At 65.7% G+C, this 18,130-nt stretch carries 18 protein-coding genes; 11 read left to right on the top strand and 7 right to left on the bottom strand.

Annotated elements, in window-relative coordinates:
• Positions 1-29: 29 nt before the first annotated feature.
• From efp to QZ607_RS08890, 11 genes are all read left to right on the top strand, one after another.
• Positions 30-602, top strand: a complete 573-nt coding sequence (efp, locus tag QZ607_RS08940) for an elongation factor P (protein ID WP_295881989.1) — start codon at positions 30-32, stop codon at positions 600-602.
• A gap of 20 nt (positions 603-622) precedes the next feature.
• Entirely contained in the window at positions 623-1,600 is a 978-nt protein-coding gene (gene epmA / locus QZ607_RS08935) for an EF-P lysine aminoacylase EpmA (protein ID WP_295881987.1), read from the top strand.
• Positions 1,601-1,823: 223 nt separating this feature from the next.
• Positions 1,824-3,176 (top strand): urea ABC transporter substrate-binding protein, encoded by a 1,353-nt coding sequence (gene urtA / locus QZ607_RS08930; RefSeq protein ID WP_295881986.1) that lies wholly within the window; start codon positions 1,824-1,826, stop codon positions 3,174-3,176.
• Between the two features lie 446 nt (positions 3,177-3,622).
• Positions 3,623-5,365 (top strand): urea ABC transporter permease subunit UrtB, encoded by a 1,743-nt coding sequence (gene urtB, locus QZ607_RS08925; RefSeq protein ID WP_295881982.1) that lies wholly within the window; start codon positions 3,623-3,625, stop codon positions 5,363-5,365.
• 219 nt (positions 5,366-5,584) lie between these two features.
• Positions 5,585-6,658 (top strand): urea ABC transporter permease subunit UrtC, encoded by a 1,074-nt coding sequence (urtC, locus tag QZ607_RS08920; RefSeq protein WP_295882072.1) that lies wholly within the window; start codon positions 5,585-5,587, stop codon positions 6,656-6,658.
• 97 nt (positions 6,659-6,755) lie between these two features.
• On the top strand, positions 6,756-6,917 hold the full coding sequence (locus QZ607_RS08915; RefSeq protein WP_295881980.1) for a hypothetical protein: 162 nt from the start codon (positions 6,756-6,758) through the stop codon (positions 6,915-6,917).
• A 101-nt stretch (positions 6,918-7,018) separates the two neighbouring features.
• A complete protein-coding gene (gene urtD / locus QZ607_RS08910; RefSeq protein ID WP_295882070.1) occupies positions 7,019-7,819 on the top strand; it encodes an urea ABC transporter ATP-binding protein UrtD in 801 nt (266 codons plus the stop codon).
• A 46-nt stretch (positions 7,820-7,865) separates the two neighbouring features.
• Positions 7,866-8,309, top strand: coding sequence for a DUF29 domain-containing protein (locus QZ607_RS08905; RefSeq protein WP_295881978.1), 444 nt, complete (start codon positions 7,866-7,868; stop codon positions 8,307-8,309).
• A 138-nt stretch (positions 8,310-8,447) separates the two neighbouring features.
• On the top strand, positions 8,448-9,143 hold the full coding sequence (urtE, locus tag QZ607_RS08900) for an urea ABC transporter ATP-binding subunit UrtE (protein WP_295881976.1): 696 nt from the start codon (positions 8,448-8,450) through the stop codon (positions 9,141-9,143).
• Positions 9,144-9,400: 257 nt separating this feature from the next.
• The gene (locus QZ607_RS08895) at positions 9,401-9,652 is read left to right on the top strand and encodes a hypothetical protein (RefSeq protein WP_295881974.1); all 252 of its coding nucleotides are present in this window, start codon (positions 9,401-9,403) and stop codon (positions 9,650-9,652) included.
• A gap of 1,083 nt (positions 9,653-10,735) precedes the next feature.
• The gene (locus QZ607_RS08890) at positions 10,736-13,060 is read left to right on the top strand and encodes a choice-of-anchor F family protein (protein ID WP_295881972.1); all 2,325 of its coding nucleotides are present in this window, start codon (positions 10,736-10,738) and stop codon (positions 13,058-13,060) included.
• 290 nt (positions 13,061-13,350) lie between these two features.
• Here the strand turns inward: QZ607_RS08890 and QZ607_RS08885 are convergent, their stop codons facing one another.
• The 7 genes from QZ607_RS08885 to QZ607_RS08855 all read right to left on the bottom strand — a co-directional run bounded on the left by QZ607_RS08885 (position 13,351) and on the right by QZ607_RS08855 (position 17,857).
• The gene (locus QZ607_RS08885; protein WP_295881970.1) at positions 13,351-13,569 is read right to left on the bottom strand and encodes a hypothetical protein; all 219 of its coding nucleotides are present in this window, start codon (positions 13,567-13,569) and stop codon (positions 13,351-13,353) included.
• Positions 13,570-13,762: 193 nt separating this feature from the next.
• Positions 13,763-14,266 (bottom strand): hypothetical protein, encoded by a 504-nt coding sequence (locus tag QZ607_RS08880; RefSeq protein WP_295881969.1) that lies wholly within the window; start codon positions 14,264-14,266, stop codon positions 13,763-13,765.
• A 25-nt stretch (positions 14,267-14,291) separates the two neighbouring features.
• A complete protein-coding gene (locus tag QZ607_RS08875) occupies positions 14,292-14,594 on the bottom strand; it encodes a DUF5132 domain-containing protein (RefSeq protein ID WP_295881968.1) in 303 nt (100 codons plus the stop codon).
• A gap of 243 nt (positions 14,595-14,837) precedes the next feature.
• Entirely contained in the window at positions 14,838-15,464 is a 627-nt protein-coding gene (locus QZ607_RS08870) for a DoxX family membrane protein (protein WP_295881967.1), read from the bottom strand.
• A gap of 335 nt (positions 15,465-15,799) precedes the next feature.
• On the bottom strand, positions 15,800-16,600 hold the full coding sequence (locus QZ607_RS08865; RefSeq protein WP_295881965.1) for a DUF2063 domain-containing protein: 801 nt from the start codon (positions 16,598-16,600) through the stop codon (positions 15,800-15,802).
• Complete coding sequence (locus tag QZ607_RS08860; protein ID WP_295881964.1) at positions 16,593-17,462, bottom strand: DUF692 domain-containing protein; 870 nt, start codon at positions 17,460-17,462, stop codon at positions 16,593-16,595. The genes QZ607_RS08865 and QZ607_RS08860 overlap by 8 nt, the downstream gene beginning before the upstream one ends.
• 137 nt (positions 17,463-17,599) lie before the next feature.
• On the bottom strand, positions 17,600-17,857 hold the full coding sequence (locus QZ607_RS08855) for a low-complexity protein (protein ID WP_295881962.1): 258 nt from the start codon (positions 17,855-17,857) through the stop codon (positions 17,600-17,602).
• Between the last annotated feature and the right edge of the window lie 273 nt (positions 17,858-18,130).

Genomic DNA, 18,130 nt, shown 5'->3' with positions numbered 1-18,130 from the left:
TTGCTTTCGCAATCACGGAGACGCGCGTCATGGCGAGCTACAAGACCAACGAATTCAAGGGCGGACTCAAGATCATGCTGGATGGTGACCCATTCACCATCGTCGAGAACGAGTTCGTCAAGCCCGGCAAGGGCCAGGCCTTCAACCGGGTCAAGGTGCGCAACCTGAAGACCGGCCGGGTGGTGGAGAGGACCTTCAAGTCCGGCGACTCGGTGGAGGCCGCCGACGTCCACGAGACGGACCTGCAGTACCTCTACAACGACGGTGAGATGTGGCACTTCATGGACACCGAGACCTACGAGCAGCTCGGTGCCGACGCCGCCGCCGTGGGCGACGCCGCCAAGTGGCTCAAGGAGCAGGACATGTGCAAGGTCACGCTCTACAACGGTGCACCCCTGTCCGTGGAGCCGCCGAACTTCGTCATCCTGACGATCACCGAGACCGACCCCGGCGTGCGTGGCGACACCGCCACCGGCGGCACCAAGCCCGCGACCCTGGAGACCGGCGCCGTGGTCAACGTGCCGCTGTTCCTGGAGCAGGGCGAGATGATCCGCGTCGACACCCGCAGCGGCGAGTACCTCTCCCGCGCCAAGGAAGACTGACCGCCTCACTGGGCTCCGCGGTGACGCAACACCACTGGCGCCCACTCGCCACGCGCGCAGCCCTCGAGGCCCGCGCCCGGCTTCTCACCGAGCTGCGCACCTTCTTCGCCGAGCGCGGCGTCCTGGAGGTCGAAACCCCCATCCTCTCCGCCGCTGCGAACCCGGACCCCGCCATCGAGCCGCTGCACCTCGACGCCGACCTCACCGGCACCGGCAACCGGCGCTGGTATCTCCAGACCTCGCCGGAATTCCCGATGAAGCGCCTGCTCGCCGCCGGCAGCGGGCCCATCTACCAGGTCTGCAAGGTCTTCCGTGCCGACGAGCGTGGCCGGCGCCATCATCCTGAGTTCACCATGCTGGAGTGGTACCGACCGGGCTTCTCGCTGGAGGACTTGATGGACGAGGTGGCGGTGCTGGTGCGCCGCCTCGTCGGGCGCCCGGAGCTGCCGGTGGAGCGGCTTCGCTATCGCGAGCTGTTCCGGCGCCGCCTCGGCCTCGACCCCTGGACGGCGACCACGGCCGAATTGCAGGCCGCGGCCCAAGCCCGGGGCATCGCCGATGCGGACCTGCTGGCGCTCGACACCAACGGCTGGCTCGACCTGCTGCTGACGCACTGCCTGGAGCCCGACCTTGGCCGCGATGGGCTCACCTTCGTCCACGATTATCCCCCGAGCCAGGCAGCGCTCGCCCGCATCGAGCCCGGCAACCCGCCGGCGGCACGTCGCTTCGAGCTGTATTGGCAGGGCATGGAGCTCGCCAACGGCTTCGACGAGCTGCTGGACGCGGACGAGCAGCGCCGGCGTTTCCAACGCGACCTCGATGAGCGACGGGAGCTGGGCCGGGTGTCAACACCCATGGACGAGCGTCTGCTGGCGGCGCTGGAGGCAGGGGTGCCGGCAACCAGCGGTGTCGCCCTTGGCCTGGACCGGCTGCTCATGGGCATGCTCGGCGCCGACCATCTCGACGCAGTTCTCGCGCTTCCCGTCGAGTGGGCCTGAGGCTTCATGCACCTGTGCAGGTCATTCTCCGGCGGATGGTGCGCAAATTGCACCAAAACGGTGCGGCCCATCGTAGCCCGGGATGCGCCACGCTGGGGCGGTCTTCGCGCTTGCAGGGGCATAGCGCAGACGGCCAGCTTGGCCCGGCCCTTGCTTTCATTGCGGCGCCATCGCGGGCGACCCCAATGCCCGCCGCACTTGACCCGATACGGAGCCCGAACCTATGCGGAACCCCTTGCCCCTGTGGTCCACGATTTCACGACGCAAGTCCTTTGTGCTCGCCGCCGCCCTCACGGTCGGCCTTAGCGGCGGCCTGGCGCACGCCGAAGAGGAAGGCGAAGCGACCGAGGCCGCCGGCGACGAGACCATCAAGGTCGGCGTCCTGCACTCGCTCTCCGGCACCATGGCCATCAGCGAGACGACGCTGAAGGACACCATGCTGATGCTCATCGAGCAGCAGAACGAGAAGGGCGGCCTGCTCGGCAAGCAGCTGGAGCCCGTGGTGGTGGACCCGGCCTCGGACTGGCCGCTGTTCGCCGAGAAGGCGCGCGAGCTGCTGGATCAGGAGAAGGTGGCGGCGGTGTTCGGCTGCTGGACCTCGGTGTCGCGCAAGTCCGTGCTGCCGGTGTTCGAGGAGCTGAACGGGCTGCTCTTCTACCCGGTGCAGTACGAGGGCGAGGAGTCCTCGCGCAACGTGTTCTACACCGGCGCGGCGCCGAACCAGCAGGCGATCCCGGCCGTGGACTATCTGAAGGACGAGCTGGGCGTGGAGCGCTGGGTATTGGCGGGCACCGATTACGTGTATCCGCGCACCACCAACAAGATCCTCGAGGCCTACCTCAAGCAGAACGGTGTGGCGGATGAGGACATCATGATCAACTACACGCCCTTCGGCCATTCGGACTGGCAGTCCATCGTCGCCGACATCAAGCAGTTCGGCTCCGAGGGCAAGAAGACCGCCGTGGTCTCCACCATCAACGGCGACGCCAACGTGCCCTTTTACAAGGAGCTCGGCAACCAGGGCATTTCCGCCGAGGACATCCCTGTTGTGGCCTTCTCCGTGGGCGAGGAGGAGCTCTCCGGCATCGACACCAAGCCGCTGGTGGGCCATCTCGCCGCCTGGAACTACTTCATGAGCGTGCCCACGGACGAGAACGACGCCTTCATCGAGACCTGGCACACATTCATCGAGGACGAGGACCGGGTCACCAATGACCCCATGGAGGCGCACAAGATCGGCTTCGACCTCTGGGTGAAGGCCGTGGAGAAGGCCGGCAGCACCGACCCGGATGCCGTCATCGACGCCATCGTGGGGCTTGAGACCAAGAACCTCACCGGCGGCACGGCCAAGATGCTCCCCAATCATCACATCACCAAGCCGGTGCTCATCGGCGAGATCCAGGAGGATGGCCAGTTTGCCGTCGTCTGGCAGACCGATGAAGAGGTGCCCGGCGATGCCTGGTCCGACTACCTGGAGGGCTCGAAGGACCTGAAGGGCGACTGGACCGACCCCGTCAACTGCGGCAACTACAACACCAAGACCGAGGAGTGCCTCGGCGCCGAGGCCGCGGAGTAAGGGCGCGGCGTGGGTCGTCGCGGCGGGAGCGCCGGTTGTTCGAGCCCGGCTCGCCGGCGCGCGGCGCCGGCGGCTGGGCCGATGCCCCCGTTTTCGGACCAGTGCTCCCGTCATCACAGCTCCCAATGCAGGGAATCCCTCCACTGATGCGTAGATCGCGTCCATTGAGCGCAAGTGCCGGACACCTGCCCCAGGCGGGCGCCCCAAGCCAGTGCAGCAGGGCGTCGCTGTGGGCGGCGCTGATGCTTGTCTGCGGCATGGCTTGGGGGCAGTCGGCCCCGGAGTTGACGCTTGAGCAGTCCGCCATCGGTGCGGTGTCCGACGAGCAGTCGGCGCCGATGCAGCCGTCCGTGCTCACGGACGCGGCGGCTGAGTCTGGTGCATCGGCATCGGCCGAGGCAGCGCTGCAGCCGGAGGCCGCAGGCGCACGAGACACCGAAGCGACGATGTCCGGGACCACGGACCGGACTGCCGCCGCGGCCGCTTCGGCGAACGACAGCGCGGGGGCGGTCTCCGGGGCAGAGGTTCCGGCAACAGCGCAGGAGCAGCAGCCCCCGGCGTCATCGCAGGCCGCGGGCGCCGAAGCCCCGACACCGGACGAGGCCGTGGGAACGGACAGCGCGGGCGACGCAGCAGCCGTGGCGAGCGGCCCGGAGCCGCCGAGCCTCGCGGCGGCCCTGGCGAAGCTCACGGACCGCTCCTTCAAGGTCAAAGAACAGGCGGCGGCGGACATCGCCGCAAGCGGTGACCCCCGTGCCGCGGAGTTCCTGAAGGCCTTGCTTGAGGGCGACCTCTACTACCGGCGCGATGACAACCGCATCGTCTACGCCGAGCGCACCAGCGGCGGCTGGGCGCTCACGGACGCCCTCACCGGCGACGACCTCGGCAGCGTCGGCAGCCGCGACGCCCGCAAGATCACCATCAACAACCGCATGCGCAGTGCGCTGCGCACTGACATCGCCGCGCTGACGCTGGCGAGCCCGGACCCGGCGCAACGGCTGTCCGCCGCCAAGGAGATGATGGGTGACGTGGACGACACCGGCGTGGCGGCGCTGCGGGCGCAGCTGGCACAGGAGGAGGACCCCCAGGTGCGCGACGCCATCGAGCTGGCGCTGGCCGTCGCCGGCCTCCAGGCCGAGTCGCCGGCGGAGCGTATGGCGGCGGTCCAGGCGCTGGGCACCAGCCTCTATCCGGAGGCGCGTAACGCCCTGGATGACTTGATCGGCACCGAGCAGGACCCGGCCGTGCTGGCGGCGGCCGAGGCGGCGCGGGCCGACATGGCGCAGCGGGTCAAGAACATGCGCCGTCTGGAGACCGTCTTCTTCGGTTTGAGTCTGGGCTCGGTGCTGGTGCTGGCGGCCATCGGGCTCGCCATCACCTTCGGTGTCATGGGGGTCATCAACATGGCCCATGGCGAGCTCATCATGATCGGCGCCTACACCACCTACCTGGTGCAGCTGGCCATGCCCAATGCCATCGACTGGTCGCTCTTCGTGGCGATCCCGGCGGCGTTTCTGGTCGCCGGGCTCTTCGGCGTGGCCATTGAGCGGGGCGTGATCCGCTTCCTGTACGGGCGCCCGCTGGAGACGCTGCTGGCGACTTTCGGTCTCAGCCTGATCCTCCAGCAGCTGGTGCGCACGACCATCTCGGCGCAGAACGTCATTGTCGAGAACCCGAGCTGGATGAGCGGCTCGCTTCAGCTGAATCCGGCGCTGTCGCTCACCTTCAACCGGCTCTACATCTTCGTCTTCGCGCTGCTGGTGTTCGTGGCCCTGCTGCTGGTGCTGAAGCGCACGGCGCTCGGTCTTCAGGTGCGGGCCGTGTCCCAGAACCGGGCCATGGCGCGGGCTATGGGCGTGCGCTCGGCGCGGGTGGACGCGCTCACCTTCGGGCTCGGCGCCGGCATCGCGGGGGTCGCCGGCGTGGCCCTGTCGCAGCTCACCAACGTGGGCCCCAACATGGGGCAGGCCTACATCATCGACTCCTTCATGGTGGTGGTCTTCGGCGGTGTCGGGAATCTCTGGGGCACCCTGGTGGGCGGGCTCACGCTCGGCGTGGCGAACAAGTTCATGGAGCCCTGGACCGGTGCGGTGCTGGCGAAGATTCTGGTGCTGGTGTTCATCATCCTGTTCATCCAGTGGCGCCCGCGTGGGCTGTTCCCGCAGCGGGGCCGGGCGGCTGAAGGATAGGCTCTAGGGGCGAAGAGCGCGCGTATCCGTCCGGCTCCCAAGCTCCAGCGTGGGAGCCCTGGCGGACGTTCCGCCCCCGGGACCGGGACGCCAACCGGGGGAGCTTGAGATCCCATCTCGTGACACCGCAGAGCGGTGTCACGAGGTTTTCAACCGATATTTACGAACGCGGGGTTCGGTCCATTGGCGCTGTTGAAGGGTGATACCGGCGGGCAGGTGATGCTCGGCCTGCTGCTTGCGGTGGCCGTCGTGGTGCCGGTGCTGAATCTGGCCGTGCCCGAGGGCCATCCGCTGCACGTCAGCACCTACACGGTGACCCTGCTCGGCAAGTACCTGACCTATGCGCTGCTGGCGGTGGCCGTGGACCTGGTGTGGGGCTATCTCGGCATCCTGAGCTTGGGGCACGGCGCCTTCTTTGCCCTCGGCGGCTATGCCATGGGCATGTACCTGATGCGCCAGATCGGCGACCGTGGCGTCTACGGCGACCCGGTTCTGCCGGACTTCATGGTGTTCCTGGACTGGCAGGCGCTGCCCTGGTTCTGGCACGGCTTCGACATGTTTTGGCTTGCGGCGCTCATGGTTGTGCTGGTGCCCGGGGCGCTGGCCTTCGTGTTCGGTTGGCTGGCGTTCCGCTCCCGCGTCACCGGCGTCTACCTGTCCATCATCACGCAAGCGCTCACCTATGCCCTGATGCTTGCCTTCTTCCGCAACGAGATGGGCTTCGGCGGCAACAACGGTCTGACCGATTTCAAGGACATGCTGGGCTTCAACCTGCAGGCGGACAGCACCCGGGTGGGGCTCTTCGTCGCGTCGGCTGTGGCGCTGGCGCTGGGCTATCTCGCCTGCCGCTGGATCGTCACGTCCAAGCTCGGTCGGGTGGCCGTGGCCATTCGGGATGCCGAGGCCCGCACCCGTTTCATCGGCTACCGGGTGGACCGCGTCAAGGTCGCCATCTGGACCTTCTCGGCCATGCTTGCGGGCATCGCCGGCGCCCTGTACGTGCCCCAGGTGGGCATCATCAACCCGGGGGAGTTCTCACCCCTGAACAGTATCGAGCTGGTGGTCTGGGTGGCCGTCGGTGGCCGGGCGACGCTCTATGGCGCGGTCATCGGCGCCATCGTCGTCAACTACGGCAAGACCTATTTCACCGGCGCCTTTCCTGAGGCCTGGCTGTTCGCCCTCGGTGGCCTCTTTGTGCTGGTGACCCTGTTTCTGCCCCAAGGCATCGCCGGACTCTTTCGGCAGCTGAAGCGCCGCCGCAGCGGTGCGGCTGCGCAGAGCGCAGCCGCATGAGCAATATGCAAAGTCAACCGCATGATCTGCTGCTTCCCGGTCGTTCATTCGAGTGAACGGCGCAGAGGCGCAGGATCTGAAGTAAGGAGGTAACTCCATGAGCATGAGCAAAGATACGCCGCGGGACCTGCTGCGCCGCGACCGCGCCTTCAGTTTTCGGGGCCAGCGCCAGACTTGGCAGCAGTTCCGGGAGTCCATTCGCCGCGACCGACAGTTCCAGTTCGTGGTCAAGGCGAAGGGGCGGAAGCAGGAGGATTGAGCTTGAGTCAGATGGTCGACAACGGGCGCGACCTGCTGCATCGGGACCGCGCCTTCGACTTCAGTGCCCAGCAGCGGGCGTGGCTCCAGTTCAAGGAGAGCATGCGCCGGGACCGGACCTTCGACTTCATGGTCAAGGCCAAGGACCTGGAGCTGGACGTGAGCCATGGCCCGATCCTGTACATCGAGGACCTGAACGTGAGCTTCGACGGCTTCAAGGCCATCGATCATCTCAATTTCTATGTGGACGCCGGCGAGCTGCGCTGCGTCATCGGTGCCAATGGCGCCGGCAAGACGACCATGATGGACATCATCACCGGCAAGACGCGGCCTGACTCCGGCAGTGTGTACTTCGGCCAGAAGATCGACCTGCTCAGGCTCACCGAGCCCGAGATTGCGGAGATCGGCATCGGCCGCAAGTTCCAGAAGCCCACGGTGTTCGAGCACCACACGGTGTTCGAGAACCTGGAGCTTGCCATGGCCGCCGACAAGCGCGTCTTCCCGACGCTGCTGGCGCGGCTCACCGCGGCACAGCGGGAGCGCATCGACGAGGTGCTGGAGACCATCGGCCTCACCGAGCACGCTCGCCGCGAGGCGGGCAGTCTGTCCCACGGGCAGAAGCAGTGGCTCGAGATCGGCATGCTGTTGATGCAGGACCCACTGCTGCTGCTGGTGGACGAGCCCGTCGCGGGCATGACCCACCAGGAGATGGACCGCACCGCGGAGCTGTTGCTGTCTCTCCAGGGCAAGCATTCCGTCGTCGTCGTGGAGCACGACATGGACTTCGTGCGCTCCATCGCCCGCCGCGTCACCGTGCTGCACCAGGGCAGCGTCCTCGCCGAGGGGAGCATGGACCAGGTGCAGAACGACCCGCGGGTGGTGGAGGTGTATCTGGGTGAGTAGACTCCGGCCAGGGTTTCCGCACCACGACACCGCCCGAACAGCCAGCATGGCCAGCGACTACGACGCCGACTTTTACGCCTGGGCGCTGGAGCAGGCGCGCCTGCTGCGCGCAGGCCGCTTCAGTCAGCTCGACGTCGAGCACGTCGCCGAGGAGATCGAGGACTTGGGCAAACGGGAGCGCCGGGCGCTGCAAAGCCGGCTCGGGGTGTTGCTGGGGCATCTGCTCAAGTGGCGCCATCAGCCCGACTATCCGAACCGCAAGTCCTGGCGTGCGACCATCAATACCCAGCGCCGGTCACTGGCACAGCTGCTGGATGAGAATCCGAGCCTGCGCGCCGGGCTGGGGCAGGTCATCGAGCGGGCCTATGCCGATGGTGTGGACCTTGCCGTTGCAGAGACGCCGCTCGACTACGACGCCTTTCCGGCCGCTTGCCCCTGGACCATCGACGAGATTCTCGGTGACCATTGGCCGCAGGCGGCGCCGGCCTGAGCCGCTCGGGTCATGTCCGCAGGGTCCGCTCTGCGGATCATTCGCAGTGAAGGTCAGCGCTGCAGGCGCATTGACTGAAGATTGCAGGATTGCGTGAGGATGACTCGCGCTGATTCGCCGTCGGAAGCTGATACATCGATGCTCACGATCAACGCGCTGAACCAATACTACGGCGAAAGCCACACCCTCTGGGACCTGAACGTCGAGGTTCCGGCGGGGGAGTGCACCTGTGTCATGGGCCGCAACGGCGTCGGCAAGACCACGCTGATGCAGTGCATCATGGGGCTGCTGCCCCTGCGCGGAGGCAGTATGGACTTCATCGGCCGGGACATCGCCAGGCTGCCGGCGGAGCGCCGCGCCGAGCTCGGCATCGGCTATGTGCCCCAGGGCCGGCAGATCTTCCCGCTGCTCACGGTGCAGGAAAACCTGGAGATCGGCCTGCCGGCGCGCGTGGACGGCAAGCGCGAGGTGCCCGCCTACATCTTCGACCTCTTCCCGGTGCTCAAGGACATGCTGCGCCGCCGCGGCGGCGACCTCTCCGGCGGCCAGCAGCAGCAGCTCGCCATCGGCCGCGCCCTGGTCATCGATCCAAAGCTCCTGATCCTGGACGAGCCCACCGAGGGTATCCAGCCCAACATCGTCCACGAGATCGGCGACATCATCCGCAAGCTCATCGACGACCTGGGGCTCACGGTGCTGCTGGTGGAGCAGAAGCTCCCCTTCGCCCGCCGCGTCGCCGACCGCTTCGTCATCCTCGACCGCGGCCGGCTCATGGCCGCCGGCCCCATGCCGGAGCTGAGCGATGAACTGGTGAAGCAGTATCTGACCGTCTAACGTCGAGAAGCCGGATCGCAGACGCCCGGCGAAGGGTCAACCAGCGTGCCTGTCGGCGCGGCGGCTTATTGTCTACTGGATCGCATCGGCTCTGGCATACGCTTGGCAGGTCGCCCTTGGCCCATGGCACGGCGCTTGGACGCGGCGGGCTCAACCGGGTCATGGCACGCAGGAAACTTGGTATCGCGGGCTGCGGAAACTGCGTCCATTCACGCCCAGTTCATCGTATTTTCGATCAGTAGCCGGATCGCCTCGACTTGCGCGACCGCGCTGCACATGGCGCCCAGCGCCCCCACGATCTGCGCCGTGGGCTCGCCGTCAGGCGGCTGGTGCAACGGTATCGTGACGCTGCCGATCTCGATCAGATGATCCTGGCGTTCTTGAGCTGTTTGCGGTACACCAAGATCCGCATAGGTGCTGATCTCTCTCGGCAGCCCTCGGAGTTGACTGCCTTGGTCGGCGAGAAGCTCGACCGGTTCGTCGCGCCTGCAATGGCCAAGGATGAGTAAGCCAGCCCAGGCTCCCCCTCGTTTCCTGCAGTCGTCCGCAGCTGTGTCGCCGGGTCTCTCTCACGGCAGACCGGGCATTCTCTGAATCTCCGGTCGTGGCGCCAGCCCATAGGGCCACTGACAGGTCATTTCCGGCCCGGCGTGGATGCCGGGCCAGTCCCATACCAACGGCTGGTTGGCCGGCAGCACGCGCCTGCGCAGAGGTGGCGGTCATGATGGCCGCTGATCCACTGCCCGGCTGTAGTTGCGGCGTTCTCTTAAACATTCCTCCAGTGACGGTATCAATCATTGGGCCGGGAGCAGGTTGTTGTCAGACTGCTGGAGGACTTGACGCCTGCAACAGAGATCGCCTGATGCCGTCAATCCAGTCTGCGCTAACATTCGAATTAGCATTATTTTTTTGAATCTGGAGATGCAGTCGTGCGACGTCGTGTTGCCTTTGTCGCAGCATGGCGAAGCCGACAAGCATGTGCGAAGAGCCGAGCACGGACGGTCGCTGAGCGTCGATGATGCAACAAGCGCAATGGGGGAATTGCGCACGGTTGATCGCTGTTCAGCGCTTACCGGTCAGAGGTTCCCCCATTTACCTGCCATCCCGGTCTTCGATCACCACGCCAAAAAAACCATCCCGCCAGATCAGCCACGAGCCCGCAGGGAACAAGTCCTTCCTCCAGTGCGGCAACAGGTAGGTCCGTCTACAGGTATCCGCATATACTAATTTGCGTAATCTCTCGTCGGCTTTGCAGGGCATATAGAGCAAGTGCGCAAACACCTGTGCAGCCGCAGGCGCAGCACCGCGGCCGTTCCGTTTGTGAAGAGAATCTGGGGGAGCAGGGGCGCGTCCAGACCAATCGCGCAAACCCAAGGCGACGTACGAGCAAAATGGTCCGAAAGCCTGCCGTCGCAGGGCAAAGTGACAGCAGACTGGGCACGCGATACTGACGTGCCGTGAATACTTGTGTCAGGCTGAACAATCGGAGGCGCCTTGGCGAATGATCGGAAGTGATTTGTTGTGGTTTCATGAAGATTAGGCAACTCATGTTGTCGGCGATGGACAACTCTTGAAGCGGGAGGACACCGATCGTGACGATTCGATATCTATCGACTCAAGCTGTTACGGCTTTGATAGCCGGCACACTTGTAACCGCGGCCGCATCAATCAGCGCAGAATACGTGGAGCCGGATGCCAAGCGCATCCGTCTGGACTATCCGCTGAGATCTGATACCGCCGGTATCAACACCATGGAAGACTGGTTGGTCAATCATCCGACCACATATGCGCTGAACCCTGTCAACTTGCGCGCCGGATTCCACCCGGATCGCTCCGATCCCGATGAGAAAGGCGGAGACTACGATGTGGTCTATGTCTTCCCCGATGCGGCCACTGCGAACGCCTGGTGGGACCCGACGCTGAGCGATATGCCGCCGAACGAGATCCCGGATGACGCCGTCGCCTTGATCCACTGGGAGCTCGATAACGGCAGCGGCTCGTTCCCGGGTATCATGTCCAAGTCGGATGTCGAGGGTTTCAAATCGCGCAACTGCATCATGGCCGCGGGCGACGAAATCCCAGATCCCGAGGATCCTCTGGGTATGATCGAGAAGACCTGCAGTAACCCGCAAGGGACTGCCAAGCGCTTCAAGATGAACGTGCTGAAGGCGGACGTGCCGATCGACCTGGTATACAACGTCGAGCCGGCCGAGTTGACCTACACGAATTACGACTCGCTGCCGACGTTTGACGGCGTCGAGGAGTCAGGTCGCATCTACCGCGCTCTGCAGAAATGGAACAATACCACTGCGATGGATTCGGCGAGCGAGGAGCGCGACGGTGTGCGCATTGCCGGCTTCAGCCTCGCGCTCGGACAGGGCGTCGGCGGCGCCTTTGAGCCTATCCCGGATGCGCAAGGCTCCGGGCTCGAAGTGGACAAGGCGCTTGGCTTTGAGCTGCGACCCTGCATGCCGGACCACTTCTTTGACGTGCTGCGCGGAGGTCCGAATGTCGGCAGCAATCCGTGCTCGGACCAAGTCGACTCCACCGGCCAGCGCCTGCCGCAGGAGATCTGGCTGGAAGAGGAATACGCGACCTTCTCGCCGGCGATGTTCTCCTTCGTCGATGACAAGCGCAGGCCACTCGGCGGGTTCTGGGACAAGCGCCCGGCCGGCATCTACCCGCCCGCGGTCCAGGCGCTGGGCCTGCTCGACAGCGGGTATTTCGACAGTGACGACAATGTTTACTGGGACAGCCGCGTCGATGGCGCGTTGGCGCTGGCAGGTTATGTTGGTGCCACCACGCCCAACTACTTCGATCTGATCGTCACGCAGCTCATTGAGAACAGCGTCACAACGCTCGATGATGTGCCGATGCCGAACCCGTTCGGCTATCTTGCGTTCCAGGGCGTACTGTCCGACGAGAGTTACGGCGGGTTCGGTGACTCCGGTATCCTGCCGCAGGGCATTTATCGAGACGATGACGGTGACCCTGCGACCGAAGGCAGCCTGATCGCGTGGTGGGATGGCGTGCAGTACCGCTGGGGCATCGATGGTGAGGTGTTCGACGGTGTAGTCGAGCCGGATGAGGCGTACAGCCCCGTCGATCTTGCCGATCTGCAGGAGTGGGCACTGAATCCGTTGCAGGAAGAACCGGACTTCGACCGCTACCCGGATACGGGATTCCCACCTGGCCCGTTGTACGAGCTTGGCGTCAATGACGATTTGGGTGGTCTCAACATCGACTACTTCGTCTATCTGGGTCGCGGCTTCGACGTAGTGGCGAGCGAGACCTTCACGATCCGTATGACCCCGGTGTCAGTCGAGGCTGTGGGGATCGAGGCAGGCGACTACGGCAACGACATCCCGGCCTGGATAGACAATCCGGCGCCGCCGCTGGAAACCTTCCTTAAGAGTGCGGACGTTTTCCTGTCCCGCATCAATGTACCCAGTCAGCTGAATCTTCGCGACGACGAGAAAGAGCTGCGCCTGCGTGTCTTCGGCGATGGCGACACCATCGAGCAGGAGGCGACCGTGACCCTGACCGCGACAGTGGCGGGCGACGATGAAGAGGGTGTCGAGGTCGAGATCGAGCCGGAGAGCCGCACCAGGACCGTGGTACCCGGCGGCCGGGACACCGGTTTCGGCTTCCAGGCCGAGGTTGAGTGCGAGGAGAGCGGTGCGTACGAGATCACCTGGACAGCGATCATCGACGCGGCCGAGAACGGAGACCCCACCAACGACATGGTCGAGGCAGTGACCCTGGTGCAATGCCGGGTCGATGACGAGGGAAATAAGGAGGACAAGGACGATGACGAGGACGATGACGACGATGGAGAGGACGAGGACGAGGACGAGGACGAGGACGAGGATGAGGATGACGACGACGAAGAGGCCCGGGAGGAAGATGACGACTGACGGCAGTTGACAACGGCGTCCCTGTCAAAGGGGGAGGGGTTGATCCCCTCCCCATTTTTTGTGCGCGAGATTGAACGCCGCGGCGTCATGACGTGGCGCTGCCCGGGCGGCTGTCGCCGTGGTCCGGTGAGAGGGCGGCGAGTCCGCTCGGCGGGCTGGGCCGATGGGGAAGGACTCCGGCGCGAGGTGGAATCCAACGCGCTTGACTGAATCCGGTCCTCTGCGAAAGCGTCGCTGCCGGCGTTGTCGAAGGCAGGCAACGCAAGGCGTGTGTGCCTGCGTTCGGCGCCTCAGATCTGGGACTGCAGGTTCTTCGGCAGCGCCTTCACCAGCAGGCCGGTGACCACGGAGAAGGTGGCGGTGACGGCGGCGATCTTGGCCAGCTCCTGCGCGGGCGGCATGGTGAGCTTGAACTCGCCGCGGGCCTTGGCCTGGCCCATGTTGTAGTGGATGAGCGCCTCGGTCATGAAGACGCCGAAGGTGATGCCGGTGACGATGAGGTTGCCCACGGGGCGGTCGGCTCCTGGTTGCACAATGGTCCCTGCAAAGATAGCAGGGCCGGCGCGGCTCCGCCGGGACAGGAAGCCCATTGCGTGGCCCAGAGTGACGGCGTGCAGCTGTCGGCTCAGCGTGTGGCGCGCAGTTACAGGATGAGCCGGTGCTGCGCGGGTATCGGATCGGCCTGCGGCTCGGTCCCGGGGCTCAGTCGGCGCCCGCCGTGTCCGCGGCGGCGGCGGGCTCCGCACCATGCCCCGCAGCGGCATCGCGCTCCAGACGCATGCCCACCGCAAGGTCGACGACATAGAGCAGCATGGTCAGCGCGGGCGCCAGCAGTTGGCCCTTGAGCAGCTGGTGGATGGAGAGCGTCGTCATGATCAGGAAGACGACGATGCGCATGTCGTTCAGCGAGACGTGGAACAGGTGGCGCTCGGCATGCTCCGGATGGAGCTGGTCCTCGTCCAGCAACAGCAGGCCGGTGCGGCTCAGGGCCGACGGCAGGGCTGCCTCATGCACCGGATCGAACCAGAGCAGCACGCTGCCGGTGGCCGGGTTGATCGTGACCTCGTCGATCTCCGGGGCTGCGCTCAGTGCCTCGTACAGCGCGAGGAAGAAGGGCAGGTCGTGCCGGCGCTGCGGCAGGCGCAGGCGCAGGCGGCCGCTGCTGCGGTGGGCGATGCGTGCGGCGGCGGCGCTCACGGTGCGCACATCGGGCTCGGGTGGTCTGAACGGCTCAGGCGCCGCCGCGCGGCCCGTCCTCGGTGTCGCGGTGCATGGCGGCGAGGGCGGCCTCGCGCTCCTCACGCAGTTCGTCGCGCACCTCTGCCACCAGATCGTCCATCATTTCGCCCAGCTCCGCCGCGGTCTCTTTGCCCTTTTCCAACGCGAGGAGACCCGCCTTCACCACCGAGCGTGCCGCCGGTCGCACATAAGGCGCCAGGAAGGTCACGGCCACAGGCACCAGCACAGCGACACCGATGCCGATGGCCGTATTCCGCACCGCTTTGCTCTTGGTCAGGTTGGTCAGCTGGGGCATGTCCCGGGCTCCGTCTGCGTGCAACATCTGTGGCTCCGGGCCGGCCGGCACCGGTCCGTCGGCGCGCAGTCTAACGCAAACGACGCAGCCCGGGCGCCTGCGGTACCTGCGGCCCAGTGCTCCAATGCGGAAGTGGCGAGGTCGCCCCGGGTCTGCCGACTTCAGTAGGCACCCTGGGCCAGGCGGACTTCAGTCCACCGCTGGCAAGTGATCGGAGGGCATCGGATTTTTCGCGGCACTGCATCAGCGATGTGCGCTCCGGCAGCGGCGGTCCAGCCAATGATCGACGCTGAGATAGCGCCCCGCGCCGATGAAGAACAGCACGAGCAGCATGACGAAGTAGGTGGCGGCGAATTCGATGCCGTTGTTCAGCACCACGAAGCTGCCGGCCTCCGTCAGCCAGTCGTAGTTGCCGTGCTCGCGAAGAATCGCCTTGGCGGCAGCGAGGCGCTCGCCGGCCGGACCCACGTCCTCGAGCTGGAAGATGCCGAGCCTGGGTGATGCGAAGGCGGAGCCGGAATCGGCAATGGCCTGCCAGCCGTTCTGGATGTGCACGGTGACCATGGCCACCAGCATGGTCACCATCAGCGGGATGCTGATCCAGCGCACCGCGAAGCCCACCAGCAGCAGGACGGCACCCACGACCTCGGTCCCCGTGGCCAACGCCGCCATCAGGGTCGGGAAGGGCAGTCCAAGACCCCAATCGGGGTTGCCGAACCAGGCGACGGTGTTCTCGAAGCCCACGACCTTATTGGTCCCCGCCACCCAGAAGACGGGCGCGAGGTAGAGCCTGAGGGCCAGTGGGCCGAGGAAGTCCAGGGCGCGGGTGGCATCGAGCAGATCCTGGAGTTTGTTCAACAGCTTGATCACGGGGGTCTCTCCCAGTCTTGGCGTGGACTTGCAGAGGATTCCTCAGCAGAGACCGGGACTGCGGCTGCTTCTTGTCATGCGCGTGTATTCGATCGATCTGCCCAGGGCTGGGCATTTGTCTGGCTACCGGCGGAGTACGCCGATGTCGGCCTCTGCGACGCAGGCCGTCGCGCAAATAAGGTTACCGTCCCCGTATTGGGTCCCCTTAGTCGTGCGGGGTGCGGACGGTGGATGGGACTTAAGTATACCGTCCCCGTTACAGGGTGTAGCCCTTTGGCGCGGCCATGTCGCGGTTTGGGTTACCGTCCCCGAAATTGTTCGCGAAATTGGGGTGGTCAGGTCGTGTTGGGGCGGCCTGTGCCGAGGATGACGTCGCGCCGGCGCAGGTCGGCGAGCATCCTGGCGCCAGCGGCGATGACCTGGTCCGGTGCCGTATGGCCCAGCTCCGTGGCGATGACCTGCATGGCCTCGCGGCCGGTGCGCGGCGTGTCCTCCTGGAGCAGGGTGAGCAGGCGCTGGGTGACGGCGTTGATCTGCAGGAACTCGATGCGCTCGGCGCGGTTACGGTAGACCACCAGATGGGTGGGCGTCGCGTCCGGGGCATCCGGCTGAAAGTCGGGGCCGATGCGGTGCACCGGGAAGCGATAGCTCAGGTTCCAGGCGAGGGGGGAGATCACCGGAATACCGGTCAGCAGATCGCCGTTGGGGTCGGCGTGGGTGGGGTCGGGCTCGTCGTCGCTCACCGCCAGTGCGAGCTCGACCCATTCGTAGTGGGCCAGCTCCAGCAGGAAGGGCGGGTCATCCGTGCTCTGGTCGGCACGGGTGGTGCCGAGGTAGTCGAGAAATTCCTGCGAGAGCTCCAGGAACAGGGGGGTGGCTGCGCGGTGATGCACCATGAAGTCCCGCACCAGCGCGTCCCAGTCCACATCCGACAGTATCCGGCGCAGCACCGGAAAGGCGGCGCCGAGCAGGCCCGAGATGTTCTTGAAGAAAAGCTCCCGATAGACAGCCATGCGGCGCTCTTCCACATCCGCCGGCCGCGGCGCATGCGCCGGGTCGCGGATGTGCGCCGCGAAAGCCCGCTGCAGGGTACGGAAGTCAGCGCCCGTCGGCGCTGCTGTGACGGGCTCAGCCATGGGCCACCTGCCTGTGCTCGGGGCGGCGCTGTCGGGCTCGATGTTGGGCTTGGAGTGCGGCGATGTGGGCGACCTCGGCGTTCAGCTGCTCCAGCGGGGGGATGTTGAAGTCCCGCTCCAGCAGGGTGGGGAAGACGCCGAAGCGGGCGTAGGCATGCTCGAGCAGGTCCCAGACCGGGTCGATGACGTCGGCGCCGTGGGTGTCCACGCGCAGGTCCGGTGCCTCTTCGTAGTGTCCTGCCACGTGACAGTAAACGACACGCTCGGCGGGCAGGGCTTCGAGGAATTCGACGGCATCGTAGCCGTGGTTGATGCTGTTGACGTAGATGTTGTTCACGTCGAGCAGCAGGTCGCAGTCGGCCTCTGCCAGCACCGCGTTGATGAACTCGATCTCGCGCATCGCTTGCCCGGGGGCGGCGTAGTAGGAGACGTTCTCCAGCGCGATGCGCCGCTCCAGAATGTCCTGCACGCGTCGGACCCGGTCCGCCACGTGCCGCACCGCCGCGTCCGTGAACGGGATGGGCATCAGGTCGTAGAGGTGACCGTCGTCTGAGGTGTAGCTCAGATGCTCCGTGTAGGCGCGGATGCCGTGGATGTCCAGAAAGGCCTTCACGCGGTGCACGAAAGGCTCATCGAGTGGTGACGGCGAGCCGATGGACAGTGACAGACCGTGGCAGACGAAGGGGAAGCGCTCGGTCATGGTGCGGAACAGGCGCCCGAAGCGACCGCCGACGCCGATCCAGTTCTCTGGGGCGACTTCGTAGAAGCTCACCGCGGTGGGCGGCTGCTCGGCCGCGGCGGCAAGGAACTCCCGCCGCAGGCCGAGGCCGGCGCCCTGGACGGGGCAGCTTGGTTGGTACATGGCAACAGCCTGGGAGCGGTGTGTCTGCGTTGGCGGCCGGACCCGGCATTACGGGTCCGACCGTCTCAGGGTCGCGGGATGCACCGGGCGTGCATCGGGCGTAGGGCCCGGCGCTCAGCCGCTGTGCGCGATGGGCATCATCCCTCGCCGCACTTACCCTCGCCGCACTTGCCTTCACCGCACTTGCCTTCGCCTTCGCCCTTGTCGCCGCCGCACTTGCCTTCGCCGCACTTACCCTCGGCGCCGGCGACCTGCATGTAGCCGGCGTCGAGCTCGGTGGCGCTGAACAGCTCGTCCGCAGACAGCTCTGCGGTGGCGGCCTGGGCCGTGCTCAGGCCGCCGGCGAGCGCGGCACCGACGATGGCGGCAACAGGGGTGATGCTCTTCTTGGACATTGGATGGTCCTCGGTTTATCAAAAAATGGTCGTGGCTTGTCAGTGGTCGCGTCGGTCTGTCGCTCGGCCGCGAAGGCCGTGGTCCAAGCACGCGCGAGCGTTTTGATAACACGGAAACGGGGCCGTTACCATAGTGCGACGCTGGGTCTTTACGTGTCATCGCCTCTTAGAGACCCTCCTTGGGACTTGGTTCTTTCAAGCGTTCTGGGGGGGCAGCAAGGCGCTTTGGAGTCGATGCACCGCGCCACGGCCGCAAGCAGCCGCAGATGGCTG

It is taken from the genome of uncultured Thiohalocapsa sp. (genome assembly GCF_913063425.1).
GTDB lineage: Bacteria > Pseudomonadota > Gammaproteobacteria > Chromatiales > Chromatiaceae > Thiohalocapsa.
The sequence above is the reverse complement of the archived record's forward strand: the minus strand, read 5'-3'. Positions and strand labels throughout refer to the sequence as shown.